This window comes from Hongsoonwoonella zoysiae (assembly GCF_013266695.1).
GTDB classification, from domain to species: Bacteria; Pseudomonadota; Alphaproteobacteria; order Rhizobiales; family Stappiaceae; genus Hongsoonwoonella; species Hongsoonwoonella zoysiae.
On record NZ_JABRXF010000001.1, the window covers coordinates 1,406,212 to 1,431,497 of the forward strand.

Consider the following 25,286-nt stretch of genomic DNA (forward strand, 5'->3'; position numbering starts at 1 on the left):
TTTCATTGACAGCTTTGTCTGGACCTTGCTCCGGCTGAAAGCTAAAAAACCGTCTTTCGTCTATTCGTTACGCTCCGGGCCGTCTTTGCCCGCCAGCATTACTGGAGGATCGGAGATGGCGCGGCCGGGCGCGATACGGTCGGGTGGGGGGCTTTCGTCGCTCTGGAAGAGCGACATCTGGCCGACCCTCGCCCTTGGCAGCCCGATCGCGGGCGCCCAGCTTGCGCAAATGGCGATTAACACGACCGATGTCGTCATGGTCGGCTGGCTGGGGGCGGAGCCGCTCGCCGCCATGGTGCTCGCCTTCAACCTTTACATTGTCATCTGGCTTTTCGGCATGGGCGTGCTGCAGGCGGTCATTCCCCTTGCCGCCAAGGCGCGCGGGGAAAGGGATCCGCGTGAGTTGCGCCGCGCCGTTCGCATGGGCTTCTGGGTCGTTGCGCTTTATTCCGTGCCCGCATTGCTTTTGCTCTGGAACACGGAGGCGATCCTGCTCGCGCTCGGCCAGGAGGCGGAAATCGCGCGTCTCGCGGCCCTCTACATGCAGGTGCTGATGTTCGCGCTGCCGCCCTCGCTGGCGACGATGGCGATCCGCAATTTCATCACGGTGATGGAAAAGGCCCAGGTGGTCCTGTGGGCGACGGTTGCCGCAGCCCTCGTCAACGCCTTGTTCGATTACGTGCTGATTTTCGGGCATTTCGGCGCACCGCAAATGGGCATCGTCGGCGCGGGCGTCGCTTCGGTCGCAACCGCTCTTTCCACCACCGTCCTGCTCGTCGCCTATTGCCTGCGGGATCGCAAGCTGCGCCGCTATGCCATCTTCGGGCGCATCTGGCGCACCGACTGGCCGTATTTCTTCCAGATCATCAAGCTCGGCTGGCCGATCGGGCTTACCATCCTCTTCGAGGTGGCGCTCTTTGCGGGCAGCACGATACCCATGGGCTGGCTCGGCACGGTTCCGCTCGCCGCCCACGGCATTGCGCTGCAGATCGCGTCGATCACCTTCATGGTGCCGCTCGGCATCGGCCAGGCGGGCATGATCCGCGTCGGCCTTGCCGCCGGCAACAGGGACAGTGCGGCGGTCGGCCGTGCCGGCTGGGTCGCGACAGGCGTTGCGCTTGCCTTCATGGGGGTCATGGCCATCGTCATGTGGACGTTCCCAAACGAACTTGTCGCGCTCTTTCTGGACAAGGCCAAGGCGCAATCGGGAGAAGTGATCGCCATTGGAGCAACGTTTTTGGCCGTTGCGGCACTCTTCCAGCTGTTCGACGGGGCGCAGGTGGTTGGCGGCAGCATCCTGCGTGGACTGTCCGACACGCGCGTGCCGATGGTGATCGCCGCTCTTGGTTATTGGGCCGTGGGCGGCGGCCTTGCCTATGCGTTCGCCTTTCCGCTCGGCCTTGAGGGACTGGGCATCTGGTGGGGGCTGGCCATGGGGCTTGCCTTCGTCGCGGTCGCCGCGCTCTACCGCTTCCACCGGAGGGATCGATACGGTCTTGTCGCGGGTGCGGCCCCTGTCAGGGCTTTATCGGGCGCAGCCGGTTGACGTGGCCCATCTTGCGGCCCGCCCTCGTTTCCGCCTTGCCGTAAAGGTGTAGCCGCGCGCCGGGGTCGTTCAGGATCTCGCGCCAGGCGTCGGCGTCATGGCCGATCAGGTTCTCCATCGTCACGTCGAAGTGCCGCTCCGCGGTGCCGAGCGGCCATCCGGCCACCGCGCGAACATGCTGCTCGAACTGGGATACGAGGCAGGCATCCTCCGTCCAGTGGCCGGAGTTGTGCACGCGCGGGGCGATCTCGTTGACGATGATGCGTTCCTCCTCGCCTGAGCGTACGAGAAACATTTCCACCCCCATCACGCCGACATAGTCCAGCGCGTCCGCGATCTTTTCGGCGATCTCGCGCGCCTGCGCCGCCGTCTGGCTTCGGATTTCGGCCGGCACGGAAGACGTCTTGAGAATGTGGTTTTCGTGAACGTTTTCGGCAACGTCATAGGCTCGCGCCGTGCCGTCGAGCCCCCGCGCGACGATTACCGAAATCTCCCGCTCGAAGGAAACAAGCGCTTCCAGGATGGCCGGCACATCGCCAAGCCTGGAGAATGCGCCCGTTGCACCCGCCTCTTCGCGGATCATGATCTGGCCCTTGCCGTCGTAGCCGAAGCGCCGCGTTTTCACCACGCCGCGCCCGCCGAAGCGCGAGATCGCGTCGTCCAGCCCCGCCTGGGAATCGATGCTTTCGAAATCCGCGACCGGGATACTCGCTTCGCGCAGGAACGTTTTTTCGCTCAGCCGGTCCTGCGAGACGGAAAGCGCGCGCGGTCCGGGCCGCACGGGCCGGAGCGAGGCCAGGATATCCGCCGTCTCGCCGGGCACATTCTCGAACTCATATGTGACGGCATCGACCTTTCCGGCGAAATCCCGCAAGGCCTTTTCGTCGTCGTAGGCGGCCACGGTTTTTTCCGCTGAAACGTCGAAGGCGGGGCTCGCCTCGTCGGGGCAGAAGACATGGCATTTGAGGCCCAGCCTGCCGGCGGCAAGCGCGATCATGCGGCCAAGCTGGCCCCCGCCCAGGATGCCGATCGTATCGCCCGGCGAAAGCTTCGCGTCGGTCATGGAGTTCATGCCTCGTCCACCGGCTTTTCCGCCACGCTTTCGCTCTGCCTCGCGCGCCAGGATTCCAGCCTTTTTCCAAGATCCTCGTCCTGAAGCGCCAGCACCGCGGCGGCCAGAAGTGCCGCGTTCGCCGCGCCCGCCTTGCCGATGGCAAGCGTGCCGACCGGAATTCCTGCCGGCATCTGAACAATGGAAAGCAGGCTGTCCTCACCTTTCAGCGTGCGGGACTCCACCGGCACGCCGAAGACGGGAAGCGGCGTCATCGCCGCCGTCATGCCCGGCAGGTGGGCTGCGCCGCCCGCACCCGCGATGATGACCTTGAAGCCTTCGCCCTTTGCGGATTTCGCGAAATCGTAGAGCCTGTCGGGGGTACGATGGGCGGAAACGATGCGCGCGTCGTAGGGAATTTTAAGCGCGTCCAGAATGTCGGCGGCGTGTTTCATCGTCGCCCAGTCCGACTGGCTTCCCATGATGATCGCCACCGGCGGCGGTATTTTCGTCATTCATCCCCCGAGGTCGTGTCGGTTCCGCGAAGGCCGCGGATTATAGGGGCGGAACGCCCTTGCGCAAGGGAAGATGCGGGGCGGGCCGAAAAGTGCTGGGTGGGGGGTCAGGCGATGATGTCGGGAAAAAGCTGGTCTTCAAGGGTGGCGATACGGTCCTTGAGGTAAAGTTTCTTCTTCTTCAGCCGTTGCAGTTGAAGCGCATCGCAGCGCCCGGTGTCCGCCATGACCCCGATCGCCATATCCAGGTCCCTGTGTTCCTGGCGCAATTTGGCAAGTTCGATGCGTAAAGCCTTTTCGTTATCCGTGTCGTTCATGGACCCACTCCGGAAATCCCCGCCCGGCCTTATTTTCGTCCATCATACTTCGCACGATTGTTTGGCGGTAGTGGGCAGCCCGCGAGATCGGCCGGCGTCCGGCGAAGTTCTGACGGTCGCCGAAAATCCGTTCTTCCATCGAGGTGGGGAAATACAAGCCCGCATCCGGCCGATCGGCGGATGAATTGCGCGTGAATGCGGCAAGAAGACCGATTCCACGCCAGGTGGAAAACTTGTGGAGAACCCGCGTCGTTGAAATTGGTCAAGGCGGGTAAAGGGTTGCCGGCTAAACTGCATGATCTGTCGAAAACGTGTCCATCAAACATTCGACAGCGAAGGGAAATCTGTGTCAGAATTTTCCCGTCAACGACCACACGCCAAGGAGGTCAATCCATGTCCCTGGATTCTCATCTGAGTGAGCTTGAGAGGCGTCACAAGGATTTGGAGCGCAAGCTCGAAGAGCTTATGTCGCACCCGTCTGTAGATTCTCTTGAGCTTCACGATCTGAAACGGCAGAAATTGGTCGTGAAAGATGAGATTGAGCGATTGAGGTCGTCCAGTACATTGCACTGACCTTCGACAGGTTGGTGCGTCCCCGTGAAAAGAGCCGCGGCGCTTCCGTCGCGGCTTTTTCTTTTGCGGTGGTCGCGGTTGTGAATTCGGGCCCGATTTTCGCTTTGCCGCAAAGGCTGCGGCCGGAATTTTCGCGAATACGCCTCCGCTCGTCATGCGCGGGCTTGACCCGCGTATCCATGCAGCGTCGGCGCGTATCGCCAATGCCTGATGGGTTGCCGGGTCAAGCCCGTTGCTGTCCGGTCAAGATATCTGCGTGGGGAGCTCGCGCTGCGCTTGCCCACCCTCCGCCGTCATCCAGAGCCGGACCTGGGCCCTAAACGCGGCTCAAGATGCGAGGTCGATAAGGATTTCAGTGGAGCGATGCCGCGTATCGTTCGAGTTTTTGCCGTAATCGGCGAAGAGAATTAGGTCGTGCACACCCATAAACAGTAATGTCGGGTTTCGACAGTAAGCCGGGCGTAGGCGGTCGATTTGACGATGTGTCGACAGCAAAAAATCCGAACACCTTCAGATTTCGGATCTGAGCGGCCATTCAGCGACAGCACCGCAAATAACTGAATCAAGCCCAAATTGGTGGTTATTACTCAGTGCGTCAAGGTTCATTAGGTATGAATTCGATGTTATTCTATTATAACAATTCAAGGTTGTAAAATGGATATTTGATCAGAGAAATTTGACCTAAAGTGATATTTATGTATTATTTATACACGCACCATTTGAAAGCGTTTGGATCAAGATCAATTTGAGGGGATTATTCTTATGGATTCTCAAAAGAACGAACTCCCGCAATCTCGGCAGACGGAAGAGCAAAAGGCTGATTTAGAATTGGCGAGAAATCATATTAAATCTATCCGAGACATCGTAAATAATTATCTATTGGAAAATAGAGTCGATTTGGTAATTAGAAATATAGAACTTGGTCGAGATAATAAAGATGTAAATTTAAGACATGTATTGGTTTGCAAATGCACAGATATAGTAGATTTCTGTTATTGGGAAGATAATCATTAGATGGCGCCCGCATAAGTCGGTAGGTAAATCATCAGGAATTTGTTTCAAGCTTCCCAGAGAGACGTCGGCGGTCCGATAAGAATCCATGGCTAAGTCCCCGGATCAGCGTTCGGCTTGCGCTTCACCTGTCCGGGGCGGCGCCGGGGATGAGTTTATGCACTGCTCACTCCCATAACAGAGCGATCGTTAATACTGGTTGATGTTAACCTCACGGCCGTAGATCATGCCCGGCAATGACGACCTCGCTCCCTGTGTCGGAGGAGCGATCTTGCCTAAAGCACGAAGATGCGTTGCGGGTCGCAGGATGCGTCATCCGATGAGAGCAGCGCCGCTTTGCGCTCAAACCTCCTTCGCCATCTCGCGCAGCTGGAATTTCTGCACCTTGCCGGTGGAGGTTTTCGGCAGTTCCGTCAAGACCACATGACGCGGCGCCTTGAAGCGGGCCATGCGCGCACGGCAGAACTCGATCAGCTCTTCCGGCGTGACGCTTGATCCGGGCTTCACCTCCACGAAGGCGCAAGGCGTTTCGCCCCATTTCTCGTCGGGCTTGGCGACGACGGCGGCCGCCTGCACCGCCGGGTGCTTGAACAGCACATCCTCCACCTCGATGGAGGAAATGTTTTCGCCGCCGGAGATGATCACGTCCTTCGAGCGGTCCTTGAGCTGGATATAGCCGTCGGGGTGAAGCACGCCAAGATCGCCGGAGTGGAACCAGCCGCCGGCAAAGGCCTCCTCGCTCGCTTCGCGGTTCTTGAGGTAGCCCTTCATCACCACGTTGCCCTTGAACATGACCTCGCCCATGGTCTTGCCGTCGGCGGGCACGCGCGTCATCGTCTGCGGGTCCATGACGGTCAGGTCCTCAAGCGCGATATAGCGCACGCCCTGGCGGGCTTTTTTCGCGGCCCGCTCGTCGGAGGGAAGGTCGCTCCACTCACCCTTCCAGTCGTTCACCACGGCGGGGCCGTAGGTTTCGGTCAGGCCGTAGAGGTGCGTCACGTTGAAGCCCGCGTCGTTCATCGCCGCCAGCACGGATTCCGGCGGGGGTGCTGCGGCGGTGAAAAACTCGACGATCCGCCCCTCCAGGTCGCGCTTGTCGGCGTCGGCGGCGTTCAGGATCGTCGACATGACGACAGGCGCGCCGCAGAGGTGGGTCACGCCTTCATCGGCCAGCGCATCCCAGATCGGCTTTTGCCGCACCCAGCGCAGGCACACATGCGTTCCAGCAACGACGGATATCGACCAGGGAAAGCACCAGCCGTTGCAGTGGAACATCGGCAACGTCCACAGATAGACCGGATGCTTGCCCATGGAGGCGGTAATGACGTTCGCCTGCGCCAGCAGATAGGCGCCGCGGTGGTGATAGACCACGCCTTTCGGGTTGCCCGTCGTGCCGGATGTGTAGTTCAGTGAGATCGCGTCCCATTCGTCGCCGGGCAGGGACCAATTGAAATCGGGATCGCCCTCGGCGACGAGTTCCTCGTATTCCAGGGAGCCAAGCATTTCGCCGTCCTGGCGAAACTCCGGGTCATCATAGTCGACGATTACGGGTTTCACCTTTGCGAGCGATAGTGCCTCCTTCATCACCGGCGCGAATTCCCGGTCGGTGATGATGAGTTTCGTTTCCGCGTGGTCGAGCTGGAAGGCGACGATCGCGGCATCGAGACGGGTGTTGAGCGAATGCAGCACGGCCCCCGTCATCGGCACGCCGTAGTGGGCCTCCAGCATCGGCGGCGTGTTGGAAAGCATCACGGAAACCGTGTCGTTCTTGCCGATCCCGCGTTTCGAAAGGGCGGAAGCGAGCCGGCGGGAGCGCGCGTAGAATTCGGCGTAGCTGCGCCGCTGGCCGCCGTGGACGATCGCCGTCTGGTCGGGAAACACGGCTGCGGACCGGGCAAGGAAGCTCAAGGGCGACAAGGGCGCGTAATTCGCCGGGTTCTTGTCGAGATCGCGCGTAAAGGGGCTGGCGCCTTCGGTGCCGGTCATCGTGAAGTCCTCCCAAACATCGTTACCGTCATGAAAGCGCCAAACGCTCCTAGTGTGGTGGATTTGAAACACGCCTCACTATAGCAGCATCCTCCAGAGCGTATTTCAAATCCGAAAACCACACTAGAAACATATATTTGCTAGTCACCCTTTTGAATCTGAAGTTCGTTCAGAGCATGCCGGGCATTGAGACGAACTTCAGATTCGGGTGACTAGGATCAATTGCTTTTTGCGGTGCACAATAACTATTTCAAGAATGCACCGAGCCCGTCCCAGATCAGTTTGAACGAGATCGCCAGCACCATGGCGTAGGTCACGCGATAGAAGGTTTCGGCCTTCACGTAATGAACCAGCCATACGCCGAAGAGCGTGGCAACGGGGGCGATCGGCAGGAGCACTGCGGAGGTCGCGAGGTTCGTCGCGTCGAACTGGCCGAGCAGGAAGTAGGGCACGAGCTTGATCGCGTTGACGGTCGAAAAAAAGATGATTGCCGTGCCCGCAAACAGCACCGGGTTGAGCCGGAGCGGAAGCATGTACATCTGGAAGGGTGGGCCGCCGGTGTGGCTGACGAAGCTGGTAAAGCCCGCGACGACGCCCCAGAAGCGCCCACGCCATGGTTTGTGCGGGCGCGCCTCGCCCCGGTTCGCGCGCCCGAGATAATAATTCAGCGAAAAAAGAAGCGCGACCAGCCCCACGATCAGCCGCACATGCGCTTCCGTCACGAAGGCGGCTGTGAAATAGCCGATGGCGATGCCGATAACGGCGCCGGGAAGCAGGATCTTGAGGCTCGCCTTGTCGAATTTGCCGCGATAGGCGACCAGGCCGACGATATCCATGGTCACCAGGATCGGCAGCATGATTCCCGCAGCCTGCACGGGCGAGATGGCAAGGCTCATCATCGGTACGCCGAGCAGTGCGATCGACCCGCCGAAGCCGCCTTTCGACAGGCCGACGAGGAACACGGCCGGAACGGCCAGCGCGTAGAATATCGGATCGGCGATGGGTGTCATGCGCGGTGGTGGGCCTCTCGACAGGTCGCCATACTCTTGCCGAGAGGTGTTTGGAACGCAATCCCGGACCCCGTCATGGCCGTGCAAAAAGCCGCGCGAGGCGCCTCGCGCGGCTATCCGGTGCGGCCGTCATGATCACCGTCAGGGCGTCAGGTCCATTGCCCGGACGACCTTGACGTAAGGAATACCGGCATCGTCGTTGAGCTTTTTGACGGCATCGCCGGAATCCGCTTCGAACAGGCACATGCAGCGCCCGTCGTCGGGCGCGAAGGTGGAGCGGATGTAACGCACGTTCGTGCCCTCTGCCGTCATCTTGCGCCCCGTTTCGATCGCCGCCTTCTGCGCGGCCGCAAGGTCTTCCATCGCGATGCCCTTGAGCTCGCGCTCCACCATGTAGACGGTCATTTGTTCCTCCTGCATTCATGTCCGATGACGGTAATTGAAGCGCGTTCTTGCCCTCACCTGAACGACCGATATTTGATCGTTCGATAACCTCGGGGAATGATGGGGCGGGGGAGAATGCGCGAGGCCGCCCATGGAAATGGCGCAGATCAGATATGTGCTCGCCGCCGCAAGGCATCTCAACTTCACGCGCGCCGCGGTGGATTGCAACGTCTCGCAACCCGCGCTCACCAAGGCGGTGAAGTCGCTGGAGGCGGAGCTTGGCGCGCCGCTCTTTCACCGGGAGGGCAAGCGCATCACGATAAGCGGGTTCGGCCGCTCCATGCTGCCGCATCTGGAAAAGATCGCGGAAGAGGCGGCGACGACGCGCGCGCTTGCCGACAGTTACCGCCTTCTCGATCAGGTGCCCGTGCGCCTCGGCGTTCTTTCCACCATTGGCCCTGTGCGCCTGTCGCGGTTTCTCTCGCAGTTCCAGCGCAGCTATCCCGGCGTCGAGGTCGCGGTTACCGAGGGCAGCGTCGCCGATCTTGAGGAAAGGCTTGACGACGGCGCGCTCGATGCGGCGCTCTTGAACCCGCTTGAGGGCTTGCGCGCGGGCTATAACGGCCACCGTCTTTACAGCGAGCGTTACGTGGTCGTCTTCCCGCCCGATCATCGCCTGGGCAGCCTGAACGCAGTGACCTTGAAGGATCTTTCCGGCGAGCCTTACGTCGATCGCCTGTCGTGCGAAATGCGCGAGATGGTGATGGAAACCTGCGCCGATGCGGGTGTCGAGCTTTACGCCCGTTTCCGTTCGGAGCGGGAGGACTGGGTGCAGTCCATGGTGCTGGCGCGCATCGGCTTCGCCTTCATGCCGGAATATTCGGTCACCATTCCGGAGTTGCAGCAGCGCCCGTTGATAGAGCCCGTGGTGGAGCGGGACGTGACGCTCGTCACCGTGCCGGGCCGTCCGTTTTCGCCTGCGGTCGCGGCATTCGTGCGGGCGGCCCGGGCCTTTCAGTGGCCCGGGTGATGCCTTATCCGGGCAGGCCCGCGCGGATGCGCTCCGCCGTTCGGTACGGGTCGCGGCCCGGCCTCAGGCCACGGGATGACGAATAGCCGTGATATTCCCGGCAGACACCGGCATCGCGCGAGGTTTCGGCGTCGAGCGCCGTCTTGCAGGCTGCCTCCGGTTTTTCGTTCGAGGGTGCGTTTCCTGCAAAGCGAAACCGCAAGAAAGCGTCCGTCAGCCATTGGGCAAGGCCGGCGGAAGCGGGCCGTGTCGTATGTGCATCGTAATGAGCCATCATCGCCTCCAACGGTCGGAGTGTCGTTGATGGCAATCTAGGTGCTAGCCTATTTCGGGATAATAATGTAATTTCAGAAAACACTATCCCAAAAATTGGGATTATCATGAACCAGCATCTTTCCATGTCCGTCTTCGTGGCGGTCGCAAGAGCAGGCAGCTTCTCGGAGGCCGCGCGCAAGCTCGCCATGTCGACCACCGCCGTCAGCCGCCATGTGGCCGAGCTGGAGGCGAAGCTCGGCGTCACCCTTCTGCGCCGCTCCACGCGCCACATCAGCATGACGGAGGCGGGGGAGGCCTATCTGCCGCGCGCCGCCTCCATCCTTGAGGAGATAGACACGCTGAACGGCGAGATCCGGGCCGCGGGCAATCAGCCGCGCGGGCGCCTGCGCATCACCGCGCCGCCCGGCATCGGCGGGGACTGGATCGCGCCCCTTGCGCTCGACTTCGTGGAGGCTCACCCCAATATCGACCTGGAGCTTGATCTTTCCGAGCGGCTGGTAAACCTCGTCGCCGAAGGTTTCGACGCGGCGATACGCTCGGGCGAACTGGCAGATTCCTCCATGATCGCGCATCACATCGTCGACATTGCCTTCGTGCCGGTCGCCAGTCCGGACTATCTCGCTAGGAAGGGCGTGCCGGAACGCCCGGAAGATCTGATCGACCATGACAGCGTCCACTGGCTGGACCCTTTCCGGCCCAACGAGTGGACGTTCGCCTGCAACGGCGGCTGGGTGACGGTGCCGATCCGCCCGCGCCTTGGCGTGACGGACCTTGCCACGCACCGCGCGGCGGCCCTGCGCGGGATGGGCATCACGCTTCTTCCCGATATCACCCTGGTGGAGGACTTCAGGGCGGGCCGGCTCGTCCGCGTCCTGCCGGATTGCGAAAGCCTGCCGAGCACATTGAGCCTCGTTCGTCCGAACACGCCGTTCGAGCCGCCGAAGCTTCGCGTCTTTATCGATTTCATCACGAAAGCGCTCAGGGAGCGGGCGAAGGCGACCTGACTTCGCCTTGCGGCGCGGCGCAATCCGGCGGGCAGCATGGTTCGGCGCCGCATCAGTCATAATTTTACGTCGCGGAATTCGGCATTGTGATATCCTGCGCCGGCACGGGCCAGGACGATATCGATCCGGGAGCGACTCCTGATCGCGAAGGCGGCTTCACCTTTCGCGGAAAGCGCTCCAGCGCCCGGTTGGGCTGGCATCAGGGAGGATCCGGCCATGAAATCGAGCCGGTTGGTTGTACTCGCATTTTCCGCTGTTCTCGCGTGCGGAGCCGCGGCGTTCGCGGATGATTACGATCTCGATGCGCTTCGCGCGGCCACGGAAAAATACAAGGACGTGAACGTCGCGCTCGCCGAAGGCTTCATCGCCGATCCGTCGGGCCATTGCGTTTCGGCGGAGGCGGAAGGTCTCGACCCCGCGCTCGGCGCCATGGGCATTCACTACATTCACCCCGCGATGTTGAAGATCACGGGCGACAAGCCGCGTGTCGACGGGGAAAGCACGCATACCGATTTCATGAAGCCGGCGATCCTGCTTTACGAGCCGCAGGCCGACGGCTCGCTCATTCTCGTCGGGATAGAGAACCTCGTCTTCGAAAAGGCCTGGACGGCCACGCACGGCGACCCGCCGGTAATCAACGGCCGCACGTGGGATCACATGGCCGACAACGCGGATACCGAAAAGGACGAGGCGCACGGCTTCATGCCCCACTACGACCAGCACGTCTGGCTTTTCCGCGCCAATCCTTCGGGCGATCTGGAACCGTTCAACGCCGCCGTCACCTGCGAGCATCACAAAAGCTGACAGGCGTCTGCCGCCGCCCGGGTTCAGCCCCGGGCGGCGGCTTTACCTGCTGGTTGTTGAATGGCCGCTTTCATGGAACGCCAGGTCACGGACCTGGGCGTTCCTGTCTTCGAAGGGCGAGGAACGGTATGACCGATAAACACACGGGAAATTGTTTCTGCGGAACCGTAGAGGTGGAAGTCACCGGCGTCCCCGAAGCGATGGGCTACTGCCATTGTTCTTCCTGCCGCTCCTGGTCGGCCGGGCCGGTGAATGCCTTCACGCTCTGGAAACATGGCACCGTGAAAGTCACGAGGGGGGAGGAATCCCTCGGCCATTACAGGAAGACGGATCGTAGCGACCGGCAGTTTTGCACCAAGTGCGGTGGCCACGTGATGACCGATCATCCGCACTGGGGCCTGGTGGACGTTTATGCCGCCACCATTCCCACGGTGGAATTCGTGCCCGGCGTTCATGTCAACTACGCGGAAACGGTCCTTCCGATGAAGGATGGCCTGCCCAAGCTGAAGGATTTCCCGGTCGAGCTTGGCGGGACGGGAGAGCCGATGCCGGAATGATCCCTCACAGGCGTTCCCCGCCTCGTGGGTTACGGTCGCGGTAGCGCGCCGCGCGACGGCGCGCTCGCGCGCGTTTTATTCGCCGTTGATTTGCAATTCCGGTGATATGGTGCCGCCTTCAGGGCCGGAAGGTTTCGGCCCTGTCCAGCCATGTCTCGTTCTTCGCGCGTGAGAGAATTTCCGAATGACAATCGATCAGTGGACCACCTCCCTCTCGGCGCGGCGGATCGCCCTGCTTTCGCTTCGCGTCACGACGGGCTTTCTGCTCGTCTGGTTCGGCCTCAACAAGGTGGTCAGCGGCAGCGCGCCGCTCGCCGTCCGTCGCGCTTTCGAGTTCGACGGCACGTTGCAGGCGGCGGTGGGTCTTGCCGCCGGCGCCGGCGAAGCGCTGGTCGGCGCGCTCTGCGTTCTCGGTCTGTGGCGCAGGTTTGTGCTGCCCGTTCAGGCGCTGATCAACGGGTCGACGGCGGTCATGGTCTGGTGGGCGATCTTCGATCCCTTCCGCTGGTACATCTCAGGCGTGGACAGGATCGTCTTCAACTCGCACGTCTTTTACCCGACAAGCATCACTTTCGCGGCCTGCCTGCTGCTCATCGCCTTTCGCGAGCAGGACACGCTGGCGCTCGACACTCTCCGCGCGAAACGGCGGCTTGAGCCCGCCTGACGGTCGTCGTCATCGCCGCCGCCGCATCACTCCTGTCATCCCCGCGAAGGCGGGGCTTGTCCTCGGCTTGATCGGGGAACCTCTTTCCACGCGCCGTGACGTTCGGGACTCCCTCAACACGCCGAGCCGTTTTGTCACGCGCAGCGCCGCGCATGTTCCGCCGCAGATGCCCGCCTTCGCGGGCATGACAAAAGAGGGCGGGCGTCCCCGGCCACACGCCGCATCCTTTCCGCCTGATGCACCCTCTCCGTGCGCCGTGTCCTTTCCTTCGTCATCGCCGGGCCCAGACCCGGCGACCCATATGGCTTCAGCGGTAATTGGATGCGCGGGCTTGATCCGCGCATCCATGGTATTTTCTCGGACGTGTAATGGATTGCCGGGTCGAGCCCGGCAAAGACGAGTAGGGGAGGGAAAGGCACAGCCACAAACTCTGGTGTCATGCCCGCGCAGGCGGGCATCCAGTAACCAATGCATTGGGTTTTCGCGTTCAAGTTGGCGGAAAATTGTAATAACTACGAAGGTTCCGAATGTGTGTTCGGTTCTACTTTCTTACGGATCTTATCAAGAAGGAATCCCCCAATCCCCGGAATTTTCCCTTCTTTTATTTCCTTGGAGGGCACGAGTTTATCTGCTGGATTAAATGCTAGTTGCTCCAGAACTAACGCTGCAATTTCTTGCTCATACTGCGGAGCTTGCTGTTTGAAACCCTCAACGGCAACTGCCATAGAATACTTATAGGCGTAGTGTTCGCGAAGGCGAAATAAAGACGAGTGCCGAATAGCTGCAAATGAGACAAACCATCCTGCGGGCAGGAGTATAGCGATACGGCCAAGGACTTTGCTTAAATATGCCCAGCCATTTTGAGCCTCGCCGGTGTTCGCGACGTATGATGCAGAATTGATATTGAGAGGGAGTATGTCAATTACGAGGGTTATCAGCGGTAAAACAACTAATACAAATAAAGGTAGGGCAGAAAATGTTAAAAATATAATGCCGACGTAGAAGGCGCGGCGTGCGGATTGGAGTTCGCTAGTTAACTGCTCCGACATTTTCTTGAAATTTGAAGCAAGTCCAGCGACAGTTGCTTTAGACATCATGTCTTCTGCGCTACGTACCAAGTTGCTTATATAAATATTCTGCTCCTCAAATTTATTGATTATTTCATCAAATTTCCTCTCACCGACAGCAAATTGATTATTTCTATTATCGAGCTGTTTTTGAAATTGGTTGAAGGTTTCTTGGTAGTCGTTAACTGTGGCTTGCAGTTCAGATGCTTCATCTTGAATTGTTTGGATATCTGTTTTTTGACTTGTGGCTTGACTAAGGTATTCAGCTATCGTCTGTCGATCATTATCGCTGTCTGTTTTAAATCTTTTAATTTCATCAAGTTGATTTGAGGCTTCATCATTCTTTGATATTAGTTCTTTTTCAGTAATTGATAGCTGTTTTAAGGTTTTGTCTAAGGACGTAAATTTATCATAGGTATCGTTAATCAGAGAGGTAAGAGAATTTGCAGCTGCTTGGAAGCTATAAGAGGATTTCGGTTTTAGAATAAAGAGATTTTCGAATAACCTCTTTAGAAGGTCTTCCGTCGTGTTATATACGTTATTGAAATATGCATGAATATTAATGTTATTATTATTATTTGCTAATGCATTAAAGTTTGAGTAATCAAATGTCCGTAGGCCGCCGTGGGCTTGTTTTATACCGACGACCTGTTGCACTAATCTGTCGATATGGACTTTGGTTTGATCGAGAGATTGCTCTAAATTTACAAGCGCTTCTAATGGAGTCAGGTTAAAGCGTGTAGCATTCTCGAATTCGGCAATTAGGCCCGTACATGACTGTATACGCGAGACGATTTGAGAGACCGAACTATCTGTATTAGGGATTGGTTTTTTTGTATTGAATGGCTGCCCATTTTCATTTTCGAATTGAGCGAGGTGTCGAATAAGATTGTCTGTGCTATTGGAAAGGGTTACAGATTTTTTTATTATAGATTTGAGCTTATCTTTTCTCATGATTTCTCCAATAATCTTTTTATTAATCAAAATATGAAATAGAATTCTTTGTTTATAATTCTATTTCATTTTAACGGAGGTGCTTATGGTTGGAATTTACGAGACTGTCCGTTTACTGATTTAGTTGGATCCTGATAATCTGTTATTTCTATATTGAATCCATAGCAGCGTGCAATACGGTCGCCGATGAGTATTTGTTCCCTGAGATTGATGTCACCTCTTTTTGGCGCGCGTTAGTGGAATAAAGCCCCCTCCTTTCCTCCTACGCACTCCCCCCATCCGTCCAATATCCTATGCCGCATGGCCTTGCCTTTGGGCCGTGATTTCCGCACTCTCGCGGGTAATGGGGGAGGGCGTGCGTGAAGCGCGTCGGAACGCTCGAGCGGCATCAAGCACTTGCCTTGAAGCCGCAAGAGCATTCGAAATCAGCCTGAGGGAGGTGACGGCGTCATGGCGAGCCGGTACGCGGAAGTCTATGCGGCGTGGAAGGCCGATCCGGAAGCTTTCTGGGCGGAAGCGGCGCAGGAGATCGACTGGATCAAGCCCTGGGACAAGGTGTTCGACGCTTCCGCCGGCACATACGGGCGCTGGTTTACGGGTGCCGAGTGCAACACCTGCTACAACTGCCTGGACCGTCATGTGGAGCGTGGCCGCCCCGGCCAGCCCGCGCTCATCTACGACAGCCCGATCACCGGTAAAAAGGCCGCCTACACCTACGAGGAACTGCTGGATCAGGTGCAGGCGCTTGCCGCCGTGTTGCAGGATCGCGGGGTGGAGAAGGGCGACCGCGTCATCATCTACATGCCGATGATCCCGCAGGCGGTGATGGCCATGCTCGCCTGCGCACGGCTTGGCGCCATTCACTCCGTCGTTTTCGGCGGTTTCGCGGCGAGCGAGCTTGCCACCCGCATCGACGATGCCAAGCCCAAGGTGATCGTTTCCGCCTCCTGCGGTATCGAGCCCGGCCGCGTCGTCGCCTACAAGCCGCTGCTCGACGCCGCGATCGACCAGTCGAAGCACAAGCCTTCCGCCACCCTCGTCTTCCAGCGCGAGCAGGAGATCGCCACGCTGATCGAGGGCCGCGATTACGACCTCGGCGAGGCGATGGACAACGCCATTGCCGCCGGGCGCGAGGTCGCTTGCGTTCCCGTCGCGGCGACCGATCCGCTTTATATCCTTTATACTTCCGGCACCACGGGCCAGCCGAAGGGTGTGGTGCGTGACAACGGCGGCCATATGGTCGCCCTCAAGTGGACGATGAAGAACCATTACGATGTCGATCCCGGCGAGGTCTTCTGGGCCGCGTCCGATGTCGGCTGGGTGGTCGGCCATTCCTACATCGTCTATGCGCCGCTTCTTCATGGCGCGACGACCGTCGTCTTCGAGGGCAAGCCGGTCGGCACGCCGGATGCCGGTGTCTTCTGGCGCGTGATATCGGAGCACAACGTCGTAAGCCTCTTCACGGCACCCACCGCCTTTCGCGCGATCAAGAAAGAGGATCCGAACGGCAAGCTGATCGCCGATTACAATCTTTCCTCCTTCCGCTCGCTGTTTCTCGCCGGCGAGCGGGCGGACCCGGACACGATCAAATGGGCGGAGGAAAAGCTCGAGGTTCCGGTGATCGACCATTGGTGGCAGACGGAAACGGGCTGGGCCATCGTCGGAAATCCGCTGGGGCTTGGCATGTTGCCGGTGAAACCCGGCTCGCCCACGGTGCCCATGCCGGGGTATGACGTGCAGGTGGTCGACGATGCGGGCCACCCGGTTCCCGCCGGCACGCTCGGCAATGTGGTGGTGAAGCTGCCGCTGCCGCCGTCCTGCCTGCCGACGCTGTGGAACGCGGACGACCGTTTCCGCAAGGCCTATCTCGACGAGTTCCCCGGCTACTACAAGACGGCGGATGCCGGCGTGATCGATGAGGACGGCTATCTCTTCATCATGGCGCGCACGGACGACATCATAAACGTCGCCGGGCATCGCCTTTCCACCGGCGCGATGGAAGAGGTTCTGGCAAGCCATCCGGATGTCGCCGAATGCGCGGTCATCGGCCTTGCGGACCAGCTCAAGGGGCAGACGCCTTGCGGCTTCGTGGTGCTGAAATCCGGCGTCAACCGCCCGCATGAAGAGATCGAGAAGGAGCTTGTCGGCCTCGTTCGCCAGCAGATCGGCCCGGTGGCGGCCTTCAAGCTTGCGGTTACGGTCGACCGGCTGCCGAAGACGCGTTCGGGCAAGATCCTGCGCGGCACCATGCGCCAGCTCGCCGACGGCGAAGAGTTCAAGATCCCCGCCACGATCGACGATCCGGCGATCCTCGACGAGATCGGCGAAGCCTTGCGCGAGCACGGCATCGGCGTGAAGTGAGGGAAGGAATTCCTTTTTCAGTGCCTTGGCCACGATCTCCAGCACCTCTCCCTCCCGCGAAGTCGGATGTTTCCGACTTCGCCATCCATCTTACAAACTCGGGAACGCCCGAGTTTGGGTGGGAGAGGTCGGCGCGCGAGCGCCGGGTAAGGGTGGCAAACAAGACTCGCGGTTTCGAAATTCGCGCCCCGCAACAACAGGCGGCTATTGATCTTTGTTTCGTCGGTGTACACATTCCTGTACATCGCTTTCAAGAGATCGTCCCATGCCCCACGTCGGCTTTACGGAATTCCGGCAGAAACTTGCCGCCCATCTCGATGAGGTCGTGGAAAGTCGTGCGCCGCTGGTCGTGACCCGGCGCGGGGGCGCATCGGTCGTCGTCCTGTCGGAGGAGGAGTTCGAAGGGTTGCAGGAGACGATCCATCTTCTGCGCAGCCCGAAAAACGCCGAAAGGCTGATCGAATCCATTGCCGAGCTTGATGCCGGCAAAGGCGTGGAGCGTGATCCGACGGGCGATGAATGAGGCTCGTCTGGGCCCAAAACGGCTGGGAAGATTATCTCTACTGGCAGGAAAGCGACCGTGCGGTCGTGTTGAAGATCAACGCCCTGATCAAGGATGCGAAACGCTCGCCTCTCAAGGTGCTGGGCAAGTCGGAGCCGTTGAAAGGCAGCCTCAAGGGATGGTGGTCGCGGCGCATCACGGGCGAACATCGCTTCGTTTATCGGGTCAATGGATCGGGCGAAGCGCAATCGCTCGAAATTGCGGCTTGCCGATATCACTATTGAGCGTCGCCGCGGTTTCCCACTGGCTGAAAATCGGCTCTTGCCTTGCATGAATGCCAAGGCGTTCAGCGCCTTAAAGCCTCTAGTAGGCTCGCGACGCAGCGTTATATTCACAACCGCTTGATCATGTCATCGACAAGCCCGGCCTTGCGCACTAAGGTCCGCCTTCATTGAAGGTTTTTGAGCGAGGATCTCGTGTCTCTGGAAAACAAGGTAGCCATCGTCACCGGCGCAGGCAGCGGTATCGGTCTTGCGATCGCGCGGCGTTTCGTCGCCGATGGCGCGCGCGTCGTCATTGCTGATGTCGACGAGGCGAAGGGTCAGGCGGCCGAAACCGAACTGCGGGAAACCGGCGAGGCAACCTACATTCACTGCGACGTTTCGGAAAAGCTGGATGTGCGCAATCTCGTTGCCGGCACGCTGGATGCCTATGGCGATATAGATATTCTGGTCAACAATGCCGGCATCGTTGTCGGGGCGGATTTTCTCGACCTTGACGAAGCCGATTTCGACCGGGTTCTGTCGATCAACCTGAAGGGCGCCTTCCTGTGCTCGCAGGCCGTCGCCCGCAACATGGTGGAGCGGGTCAAGCAGGGCGGCCCGGCGGGCGCGATCATCAACATGTCGTCGGTCAATGCGGTTCTGGCGATCCCCACCCAGGTTCCCTATTCGGTTTCCAAGGGCGGCATGAACCAGCTCACCAAGGTCGCAGCCCTTTCGCTTGCGCCTTACGGCATCCGCGTCAACGCCATAGGCCCCGGCTCCATCATGACGGACATGCTGGCTTCCGTGAATGCGGATCCGGCGGCCAAGGCGCGCATCCTGTCGCGCACGCCCATGGGCCGCATCGGCGAGCCGCAGGAGATCGCGGGCATCGCCGCTTTCCTGGCGTCGGACGATGCAAGTTACATCACCGGACAGACGATTTACGCCGATGGCGGGCGCATGCCGCTCAACTACACGGTGGCGGTTCCCGACGAAGGCTGAAGCCGGCAGCCCGGGCGGGGATAAGTCTTCTCCGGGCGAATGTCACGCAGCGTTAAGTGGCGTTTGCGCCGGTCGGAAGTCGTTCCCGCCTCGCCGGAATTCAAAATCGGCGAAAAAACCCCGTTTTGAACCTTTTTGCGCCCCTGCCGGAATTTTCCTCGCCGCTTCGCGCGGAGCGTCATTCCGCAGCGGATCTGCCGTTTTCTCCGTTAAAGGCCTGCGCGCCGGTTTCGAACTGCAATTTCGCCAGCTTGGCGTAAAGCCCGCCCTTGGCGACCAGATCGTCGTGCCGTCCCGTCTCCACGATCCGGCCTTCGTCCATGACGATGATCCGGTCTGCCTTCAAAACCGTGGCCAGCCGGTGCGCGATCACCAGCGTCGTGCGCCCCTCCATCAGCCGCTCGAGCGCAGTTTGCACCAGCGTTTCGCTTTCCGCGTCCAGCGCGCTCGTCGCTTCGTCAAGCAGCAGGATCGGCGCATCCTTCAGGATTGCGCGGGCGATCGCGATGCGCTGGCGTTGACCGCCGGAAAGGGTTACGCCCCGCTCGCCGATCACAGTGTCGTATCCGTCCTTCATGGTGGAGATGAAGTCGTCCGCCGCAGCGGCTTCCGCCGCTTTTCGAATGTCCTCAGGGCTGGCATCCGTCCTTCCGTAGGCGATGTTTTCCGCCGCCGTCGCGCCGAAAACCACCGTATCCTGCGGCACCAGCGCGATCTGGCCGCGCACGTCCTTCGGGTCGCAGGACCTGAGGTCTAATCCATCGATGGAAACGCGCCCTGCGGTCGGGTCGTAAAACCGCATCAACAGATGAAATAGCGTCGATTTGCCAGCTCCCGAGGGCCCGACGACGGCAACCGTTTCGCCCGGTTTCACGTCAAGCGCCACATCGTGCAGCACCGGAACGTCGCCGCTGCCCTGATAGGTGAAGGAGACCTCGTCGAATTTCACAGCGCCCGTGACCCGGTCGGGTAGTTTCACCGGGGTTTCGGGCGCGGCGATCTCAGGCTCCAGCTTCAGGATTTCCGCCAGCCGCTCGGCGGCACCCGCCGCCAGCGAAATTTCGCCCCAGACCTGGCTGAGCTCGCCGAGCGCTCCGGCGGCGAAGATCGAATAGAGCAGGAACTGGCCCAGTTCGCCGGCCGTCGTACGGCCGGAAAAGACGTCGCTCGCCCCGATCCACAGCACCGCAACCACGCTGGAGGCGATCACGAATATGGCGAAAGCGGTCAGGAAGGCGCGTGCCCTGATCGCCGAGCGCGCGGCCCGGAAAGCTTCTTCCACCGAGCCGGCAAACCGGCGGCTGGCGTGCCCTTCGTTGGTGAAGGCCTGCAGCGTGCGGATCGCGCCGATCGATTCCGAAGCATAGGCGGAGGCATCGGCCAGCGTGTCCTGCGCATGGCGGGATTTCCTGCGCACGCTGCGCCCGAATGCGATCAGCGGCAGTACGATGACCGGGATCGCGCCCAGGACCACCAGGGAAAGACGCGGGCTCGTGACCACCATCATTGTGGAGGCGCCAAGGAACATCACGAGGTTGCGCATGGCGATGGAGGCGGACGCGCCGACGGCGGATTTCACCTGCGTGGTGTCGGCAGTCAGCCTTGAAACCATTTCGCCGGACTTCGCCCTGTCGAAAAACGCGGGCGATAGCCGCGTCAGATGCGAAAAGACGTCCGCCCTGACATCGGCGACGATCCGCTCACCCAGCGATGTGACGAGGTAGTACCTGAGCGCGCTGAACGTTGCCAGCGCCGCGACCACCACGATGAGGACCGAAAAATAATTGTTGATCAGCGCCGGATCGTCGGTCCCGAAACCGTTGTCGATCATCCGCCGGATTGCGATCGGCAGGACCAGAGTGGTCGCCGCAGCCCCCAGAAGCGCGAAGAGCGCGGCGACCACGCGCGACTTGTAGCGCACGAGATAGGGACCGAGTGCCGCAAGCGGACGTACGGAACGGCTGCGGGGCGCTTCAGGCGAACTCTCGGATCCGTAGCGTGCCAATTTGAAATCCTGTTTGCTTGCGTTTCCGTTCCCGGATGAATAGCAGATTGCCGCTTCAAGGGAAGCTGCGGCGAATCGCTTCGGGTCTGATCGACGTTAAATCTAGCATCCCGGCGGACACCGAGACTTGTTTTACGCCATTTGCTGAGGTATAGCCGTGCGGCAGGTTTCGGGCCGCGTCTTCGCGCGAGGATGGCGGCCTTTCTCGTTTCGCGAAAATCGGCAGAAACACGCGGGATTTCCGGTATGGCCGGATCGTCGCGTCAAAGATTGCGCGGAGTGAGGGATCGAACGCTGAGCGGCCGGAAGGATTTTCGGTGGCGGTTGAACAAGCCGGACCGGAGGACGCTCCGACCGCACGAAGGCACGGGAAAGGACTGGCCATGAAAAAAGATATCCATCCCGACTACCACACGATCAAGGTAGTCATGACGGACGGCTCGGAATACGAGACGCGTTCCACATACGGCGCGGAAGGCGACACGCTGCACCTCGACATCGACCCGCGCACGCACCCGGCGTGGACGGGCGGCGACCGCCAGCTTCTCGACCGTGGCGGCCGCGTTTCTCGCTTCAAGAACAAGTATGCGGGCTTCCTCGGCTCCTGAGCCAAAGTGCCCTGAACAAGAAAACCCGGCCTTCGAGCCGGGTTTTTTTGTTGTCCTGCCTATCGTGGTGCCGGCGGCGATCTTCAGTTGATGCCGCCGGGCCCGAAGGCCTGGTTGATCCGGTCGAGATGATGGGACAGCGGATTGCCTTGCGTTGCCTGTTCAACCGCCTGCTTCTGGTCGAAGAGCATGCGGTTCAGATGTGCGATCCGCTCCTGAAGGCGCAGCGAACGGTCGATCAGTTCGCGCAGCTTTTCGGGCAGTTCGTCCCACCCCGGTCCCCCGCGGCTCGTGGAAAGCTTGTCGAGCCGAACCTTGTTCTTCTCGTTGCCGGCCTGCTCCACGGTCATTTCGCCTTCCTTTACCGCGCGCTGCAGGAGAAGCCATGAGGCAAGCTGCATGAGCCGCGTGGTCAGGCGCATGGATTCGGTCGCATAGGTGAGCGATGCGGTGCGTGACAGGGATTTCGATTCCGTCCGGCCCTCGCCGTCGAGATAGGCGGCTGTTTCTTCCACCAGCCCCATTCCTTCGCGGTAGAGTTCTTCGAAAGTTTCGGAATTCGCAAGATGGTCGGCAAAGGAAATCGTACGGGCGGACGTGCCTGGGTTGATGAAATCCGTCGTCATCTGGCTGATGCACCTTCCTCTGGCGTTGTCTTTTCTTGAGCGCCGTTCCTGAAACGGGTCGTTTCCGGCTTGCGAAAACGGAACAACCGTCCACGTTCTCAGGGACATGTCCCGTATCAGGTCATCGGCGATCGCTTGGGAGGAGCGTCGCAATTCGCATGCCATATGCGAACCTGCCCGGATTTCGGAACCGTCCGAACTTCTTGGATACACCGTTGCGAGGCACAAAAAAAGAGCCGCGGAGACCGCGGCTCGAAGTCATTAACAGGGAGGCGTCAAACAGAGTGGACAGGAGCCACTCGGTATCCAGATGAACTGGATGTCTATAGTTATGAATTGGAAAGCTTAATATTTGGTAAATAAATAAAATTTTAATGACCTGTTTTGAGACACCAACCTTGTTTCCGATGAGTTGGACGCCTTGTTCATTGTAAATATTGAATAATTTTTTCGGCGTTATTTGCGGAAAATAGCGTCAGCGGCTTCTCTTATTCCCGACCGATTGTCCCGTTCCTTGCGCACGCGCTCAACCTCCAGCTCAAGAGCGTTGAGCCTCTCGTCAAGTTCGTTGACCGAAAGGCGAGCCAGATCTTCGCCGACGCGGATCTCGGCGCCGGGTGAAATCAGGGGCAGGTCGTCGTCGCGTTCTTTCATCGCCAGCCTCCCTGGAGCACATCCCGCGCGTCCGGACCGGAACCGGTCGCACGATCATGCCTTGGGTAATTAAACTGGAGCGTGCGCTCCAACACTTCAGATTAACGCGGCTTGCCACGATTGTCAGCGGCGAACGAATTGCCTAAATCCGTCTGCAGGAACTGGCGTGCCACGTTCCTGGAAATCGTTCATCGTCTTGCTTGAAAGACGCATTCGGAGACCGACCATGCCCGACACGCCCCGTATGATGACCGCAATCGTTGCAAGCGCGCCGGGCGGTCCTGACGTTCTTGAAGCCGTGCAGCGGCCCGTGCCCGCTCCCGGTGAGGGCGAGGTGCTGATCAAGGTGGCCGCGGCGGGCGTGAACCGGCCGGATGTCCTGCAGCGGATGGGAAATTATCCGCCGCCGCCGGGGGCGCCGGACATTCTGGGCCTTGAGGTCGCGGGCGAGGTTGTCTCGCTCGGGCACGGGGTTGAAGGCGTCGTGCAAGGCGACAAGGTGGTTGCCCTCGTGCAGGGCGGCGGCTACGGCGAATATTGCGTGGCCCATCACACCAATACCTTGCCCGTGCCCGCCGGCCTCACGATGGAGGAGGCGGCGGCTTTGCCTGAAACCTTCTTTACCGTCTGGACGAATGTCTTCGACCGGGTCGGCCTGAAGGCGGGCGAGCGGTTTCTCGTGCATGGGGGAACATCCGGCATCGGCACCACGGCGATTCAGCTTGCCAAGGCCTTCGGGGCGGAGGTCTTCACCACCGTCGGGTCGGACGAGAAGAAAAAGGCGGCCGAAGCGCTCGGCGCCGATCACGTCATCAACTACAACACAACGGATTTCGTCTCCGAAATCCTGTCGATTACCGGCAAGGCCGGTGTGCATGTTATTCTCGACATGGTCGGCGGCGACTATGTGGAAAAGAACTGGACGGTTGCGGCGGTGGAAGGGCGCATCTGCCAGATCGCGACGCTGAATGGGCCCTCGGAGCAGGTGAATTTCTCCAGGTTGATGGTCAAGCGGCTCATCCATACGGGCTCGACGCTGAGGGCGCGCGATGCCGCATTCAAGGCGGCGATTGCGCAAAACCTCAAGGAGAATGTCTGGCCGCTGATCGAGGCGGGCAAGGTGCGCCCGGTGATGGATTCGCGCTTTCCGCTGCAAGACGCGGCAGAGGCGCATGCGCGCATGGAAAGCTCGGGCCATATCGGAAAGATCGTCCTGACCGTTTGAGCGATAGTGCTTTTCCGTCACGCAGCGGATGTTTGATTTGTCCGTCCAAAACGCGTATAGAGACTCTACTTCCCTTCATTGCGATAGGACGTGGCCCTCTGTTCGGCACCCGCGAAAGCGTGCCAGCCGGCAGAGAACACAGGAGGATTTCATACGATGGCGAATACGCCGCTCATGCCGAAGGCGACCGCCGTCTGGCTCGTCGACAATACATCGCTGAGCTTCGATCAGATCGCGGCGTTCTGCAAATTGCACCCGCTCGAGGTCAAGGCGATCGCCGACGGCGAGGCCGCGCAAGGCATCAAGGGCCTGGACCCGATCATGACGGGACAGCTGACGCGCGAGGATATCGAGCGCGCGCAGGCCAACCCGGGCGAGAAGCTGAAGCTTGCCGACAGGAAGGTGCGCGTGCCTGAGACAAAGCGCCGCGGGCCACGCTACACGCCGGTCTCGCGCCGTCAGGACCGCCCGAACGCGATCCTCTGGCTCGTGCGCAACCATCCCGAGCTCAAGGATGCGCAGATCATGCGCCTCGTCGGTACCACCAAGCCGACGATCCAGGCTATCCGCGAGCGCACGCACTGGAATTCGGCCAATCTGACGCCGTCCGACCCCGTAACGCTCGGTCTTTGCTCGCAGATAGAGCTCGATATGGAAGTCGAGAAGGCTGCCAAGAACGCTCCGCCCAGGCCCGAGGGTGAGGTTCCGGCGGATACGCTGCTGCCCGCCGACGAGACGACGAGCGAGGACGCGATGGCGGCCGCATTCGCAAAGCCGGCCGAAAAGCAGCCCAAGGAAGAAGAGATCGATGCGGACGCTGTCTTCGCCAAGCTCAATTCGCTGAAAGGTGGTTCGGACGCGGACGAAGACGACGAGGACGAAGACCAGCGCTGAGCGCTTTTCGCTCCCGGTTCGAAGAGTTCGAAGGCCGCCGGTTATTCCGGCGGTCTTTTCTTTTTTTCAGCCGGCTTTCTTCGCGCAGCCTTCGGGTTTATGGACGCGTTTGGAGGAAGGCGGATATTTCACGAGAAGGGCCGCCGGGCGAATAGGGCGAGGCGAGAAATTGCCTCCGCAATTCGGGCAAGCGCCTTGAAGAATATCTTCAGCGCAACTCCGGCAGAATGTGCATTCGAAGGTGCAGATCATGGCCTGCGTCGAATCCGGCGGCAGGTCCTTATTGCAGCACTCGCAGTTTGGGCGCAGCTCAAGCATCGCGGTCTCTCCTTCACTCGAAGGTTGCCAGAAGGAGCTGTTTCGGGAAAAGAACCGGATCGGCAGCTTTTCGCGG

General features: G+C 59.9%; 26 protein-coding genes. 14 read left to right on the forward strand and 12 right to left on the reverse strand.

Going from position 1 to position 25,286, the window contains the following annotated elements; all coding sequences use genetic code 11:
* Window positions 1–115 precede the first annotated feature (115 nt).
* Window positions 116–1,546 carry an MATE family efflux transporter gene (locus HPQ64_RS06545; RefSeq protein ID WP_172887508.1) on the forward strand — a complete coding sequence of 477 codons (1,431 nt, stop codon included), beginning with the start codon at window positions 116–118 and terminating at the stop codon, window positions 1,544–1,546.
* Here HPQ64_RS06545 and HPQ64_RS06550 read toward each other — a convergent pair.
* The 3 genes from HPQ64_RS06550 to HPQ64_RS06560 form a co-directional block, all read right to left on the reverse strand.
* Window positions 1,518–2,609 carry a 5-(carboxyamino)imidazole ribonucleotide synthase gene (locus HPQ64_RS06550; protein WP_172888547.1) on the reverse strand — a complete coding sequence of 364 codons (1,092 nt, stop codon included), beginning with the start codon at window positions 2,607–2,609 and terminating at the stop codon, window positions 1,518–1,520. The two genes, HPQ64_RS06545 and HPQ64_RS06550, sit on opposite strands and share 29 nt — an antisense overlap.
* Before the next feature lie 5 nt (window positions 2,610–2,614).
* The gene (gene purE, locus HPQ64_RS06555; protein ID WP_172887509.1) at window positions 2,615–3,112 is read right to left on the reverse strand and encodes a 5-(carboxyamino)imidazole ribonucleotide mutase; all 498 of its coding nucleotides are present in this window, start codon (window positions 3,110–3,112) and stop codon (window positions 2,615–2,617) included.
* Between the two features lie 107 nt (window positions 3,113–3,219).
* Window positions 3,220–3,429 carry a YdcH family protein gene (locus HPQ64_RS06560; RefSeq protein ID WP_172887510.1) on the reverse strand — a complete coding sequence of 70 codons (210 nt, stop codon included), beginning with the start codon at window positions 3,427–3,429 and terminating at the stop codon, window positions 3,220–3,222.
* A gap of 393 nt (window positions 3,430–3,822) precedes the next feature.
* Between HPQ64_RS06560 and HPQ64_RS06565 the strand changes: the two genes are divergently transcribed.
* Complete coding sequence (locus HPQ64_RS06565; RefSeq protein WP_172887511.1) at window positions 3,823–4,002, forward strand: YdcH family protein; 180 nt, start codon at window positions 3,823–3,825, stop codon at window positions 4,000–4,002.
* A gap of 1,353 nt (window positions 4,003–5,355) precedes the next feature.
* Here the strand turns inward: HPQ64_RS06565 and HPQ64_RS06570 are convergent.
* The 3 genes from HPQ64_RS06570 to HPQ64_RS06580 all read right to left on the reverse strand — a co-directional run bounded on the left by HPQ64_RS06570 (window position 5,356) and on the right by HPQ64_RS06580 (window position 8,414).
* The gene (locus HPQ64_RS06570; protein ID WP_172887512.1) at window positions 5,356–6,999 is read right to left on the reverse strand and encodes an acyl-CoA synthetase; all 1,644 of its coding nucleotides are present in this window, start codon (window positions 6,997–6,999) and stop codon (window positions 5,356–5,358) included.
* A 245-nt stretch (window positions 7,000–7,244) separates the two neighbouring features.
* Window positions 7,245–8,009 (reverse strand): sulfite exporter TauE/SafE family protein, encoded by a 765-nt coding sequence (locus HPQ64_RS06575; protein WP_172887513.1) that lies wholly within the window; start codon window positions 8,007–8,009, stop codon window positions 7,245–7,247.
* A gap of 141 nt (window positions 8,010–8,150) precedes the next feature.
* A complete protein-coding gene (locus HPQ64_RS06580; protein WP_172887514.1) occupies window positions 8,151–8,414 on the reverse strand; it encodes a DUF4242 domain-containing protein in 264 nt (87 codons plus the stop codon).
* Window positions 8,415–8,550: 136 nt separating this feature from the next.
* On the opposite strand from HPQ64_RS06580, the gene HPQ64_RS06585 reads away from it, so the two are divergent.
* Window positions 8,551–9,423 carry a LysR family transcriptional regulator gene (locus HPQ64_RS06585; RefSeq protein WP_172887515.1) on the forward strand — a complete coding sequence of 291 codons (873 nt, stop codon included), beginning with the start codon at window positions 8,551–8,553 and terminating at the stop codon, window positions 9,421–9,423.
* A 4-nt stretch (window positions 9,424–9,427) separates the two neighbouring features.
* Here the strand turns inward: HPQ64_RS06585 and HPQ64_RS06590 are convergent, their stop codons facing one another.
* Window positions 9,428–9,697, reverse strand: coding sequence for a hypothetical protein (locus HPQ64_RS06590; RefSeq protein WP_172887516.1), 270 nt, complete (start codon window positions 9,695–9,697; stop codon window positions 9,428–9,430).
* 106 nt (window positions 9,698–9,803) lie between these two features.
* Between HPQ64_RS06590 and HPQ64_RS06595 the strand changes: the two genes are divergently transcribed.
* The 4 genes from HPQ64_RS06595 to HPQ64_RS06610 all read left to right on the forward strand — a co-directional run bounded on the left by HPQ64_RS06595 (window position 9,804) and on the right by HPQ64_RS06610 (window position 12,728).
* Window positions 9,804–10,703: a LysR family transcriptional regulator gene (locus HPQ64_RS06595; protein WP_172887517.1), complete on the forward strand. Its 900-nt coding sequence runs from the start codon at window positions 9,804–9,806 to the stop codon at window positions 10,701–10,703.
* A 216-nt stretch (window positions 10,704–10,919) separates the two neighbouring features.
* Window positions 10,920–11,507, forward strand: coding sequence for a hypothetical protein (locus HPQ64_RS06600; protein WP_172887518.1), 588 nt, complete (start codon window positions 10,920–10,922; stop codon window positions 11,505–11,507).
* Between the two features lie 128 nt (window positions 11,508–11,635).
* A complete protein-coding gene (locus tag HPQ64_RS06605; protein ID WP_172887519.1) occupies window positions 11,636–12,064 on the forward strand; it encodes a GFA family protein in 429 nt (142 codons plus the stop codon).
* Window positions 12,065–12,248: 184 nt separating this feature from the next.
* Window positions 12,249–12,728: a DoxX family membrane protein gene (locus HPQ64_RS06610; protein WP_172887520.1), complete on the forward strand. Its 480-nt coding sequence runs from the start codon at window positions 12,249–12,251 to the stop codon at window positions 12,726–12,728.
* 512 nt (window positions 12,729–13,240) lie between these two features.
* On the opposite strand, the gene HPQ64_RS06615 is transcribed toward HPQ64_RS06610, so the two are convergent.
* Entirely contained in the window at window positions 13,241–14,749 is a 1,509-nt protein-coding gene (locus tag HPQ64_RS06615) for a hypothetical protein (RefSeq protein ID WP_172887521.1), read from the reverse strand.
* 450 nt (window positions 14,750–15,199) lie between these two features.
* Between HPQ64_RS06615 and HPQ64_RS06620 the strand changes: the two genes are divergently transcribed.
* The 4 genes from HPQ64_RS06620 to HPQ64_RS06635 all read left to right on the forward strand — a co-directional run bounded on the left by HPQ64_RS06620 (window position 15,200) and on the right by HPQ64_RS06635 (window position 18,880).
* On the forward strand, window positions 15,200–17,110 hold the full coding sequence (locus HPQ64_RS06620; protein ID WP_172887522.1) for a propionyl-CoA synthetase: 1,911 nt from the start codon (window positions 15,200–15,202) through the stop codon (window positions 17,108–17,110).
* 265 nt (window positions 17,111–17,375) lie between these two features.
* The gene (locus HPQ64_RS06625) at window positions 17,376–17,633 is read left to right on the forward strand and encodes a type II toxin-antitoxin system Phd/YefM family antitoxin (protein WP_172887523.1); all 258 of its coding nucleotides are present in this window, start codon (window positions 17,376–17,378) and stop codon (window positions 17,631–17,633) included.
* Window positions 17,630–17,896, forward strand: a complete 267-nt coding sequence (locus HPQ64_RS06630) for a Txe/YoeB family addiction module toxin (RefSeq protein WP_172887524.1) — start codon at window positions 17,630–17,632, stop codon at window positions 17,894–17,896. The genes HPQ64_RS06625 and HPQ64_RS06630 overlap by 4 nt, the downstream gene beginning before the upstream one ends.
* 192 nt (window positions 17,897–18,088) lie before the next feature.
* A complete protein-coding gene (locus HPQ64_RS06635; RefSeq protein WP_172888548.1) occupies window positions 18,089–18,880 on the forward strand; it encodes a glucose 1-dehydrogenase in 792 nt (263 codons plus the stop codon).
* Between the two features lie 178 nt (window positions 18,881–19,058).
* Here HPQ64_RS06635 and HPQ64_RS06640 read toward each other — a convergent pair whose 3' ends face one another.
* Window positions 19,059–20,885 (reverse strand): ABC transporter transmembrane domain-containing protein, encoded by a 1,827-nt coding sequence (locus HPQ64_RS06640; RefSeq protein ID WP_210260115.1) that lies wholly within the window; start codon window positions 20,883–20,885, stop codon window positions 19,059–19,061.
* A gap of 383 nt (window positions 20,886–21,268) precedes the next feature.
* Here HPQ64_RS06640 and rpmE point away from each other — a divergent pair, with 383 nt between their 5' ends.
* On the forward strand, window positions 21,269–21,493 hold the full coding sequence (gene rpmE / locus HPQ64_RS06645) for a 50S ribosomal protein L31 (RefSeq protein ID WP_172887525.1): 225 nt from the start codon (window positions 21,269–21,271) through the stop codon (window positions 21,491–21,493).
* An 83-nt stretch (window positions 21,494–21,576) separates the two neighbouring features.
* Here rpmE and rcdA read toward each other — a convergent pair whose 3' ends face one another.
* Both rcdA and HPQ64_RS06655 read right to left on the reverse strand, forming a co-directional pair.
* Window positions 21,577–22,119: a protease adaptor protein RcdA gene (gene rcdA, locus HPQ64_RS06650; protein ID WP_172887526.1), complete on the reverse strand. Its 543-nt coding sequence runs from the start codon at window positions 22,117–22,119 to the stop codon at window positions 21,577–21,579.
* A gap of 456 nt (window positions 22,120–22,575) precedes the next feature.
* On the reverse strand, window positions 22,576–22,773 hold the full coding sequence (locus tag HPQ64_RS06655) for a DUF1192 domain-containing protein (RefSeq protein ID WP_172887527.1): 198 nt from the start codon (window positions 22,771–22,773) through the stop codon (window positions 22,576–22,578).
* 226 nt (window positions 22,774–22,999) lie between these two features.
* Between HPQ64_RS06655 and HPQ64_RS06660 the strand changes: the two genes are divergently transcribed.
* Together HPQ64_RS06660 and HPQ64_RS06665 are read left to right on the forward strand one after the other, a co-directional pair.
* Window positions 23,000–23,998 (forward strand): NAD(P)H-quinone oxidoreductase, encoded by a 999-nt coding sequence (locus tag HPQ64_RS06660; RefSeq protein ID WP_172887528.1) that lies wholly within the window; start codon window positions 23,000–23,002, stop codon window positions 23,996–23,998.
* A 156-nt stretch (window positions 23,999–24,154) separates the two neighbouring features.
* Window positions 24,155–24,892 (forward strand): DUF1013 domain-containing protein, encoded by a 738-nt coding sequence (locus HPQ64_RS06665; protein WP_172887529.1) that lies wholly within the window; start codon window positions 24,155–24,157, stop codon window positions 24,890–24,892.
* Window positions 24,893–24,958: 66 nt separating this feature from the next.
* On the opposite strand, the gene HPQ64_RS06670 is transcribed toward HPQ64_RS06665, so the two are convergent.
* Window positions 24,959–25,210 carry a DUF1272 domain-containing protein gene (locus tag HPQ64_RS06670; protein WP_172887530.1) on the reverse strand — a complete coding sequence of 84 codons (252 nt, stop codon included), beginning with the start codon at window positions 25,208–25,210 and terminating at the stop codon, window positions 24,959–24,961.
* Between the last annotated feature and the right edge of the window lie 76 nt (window positions 25,211–25,286).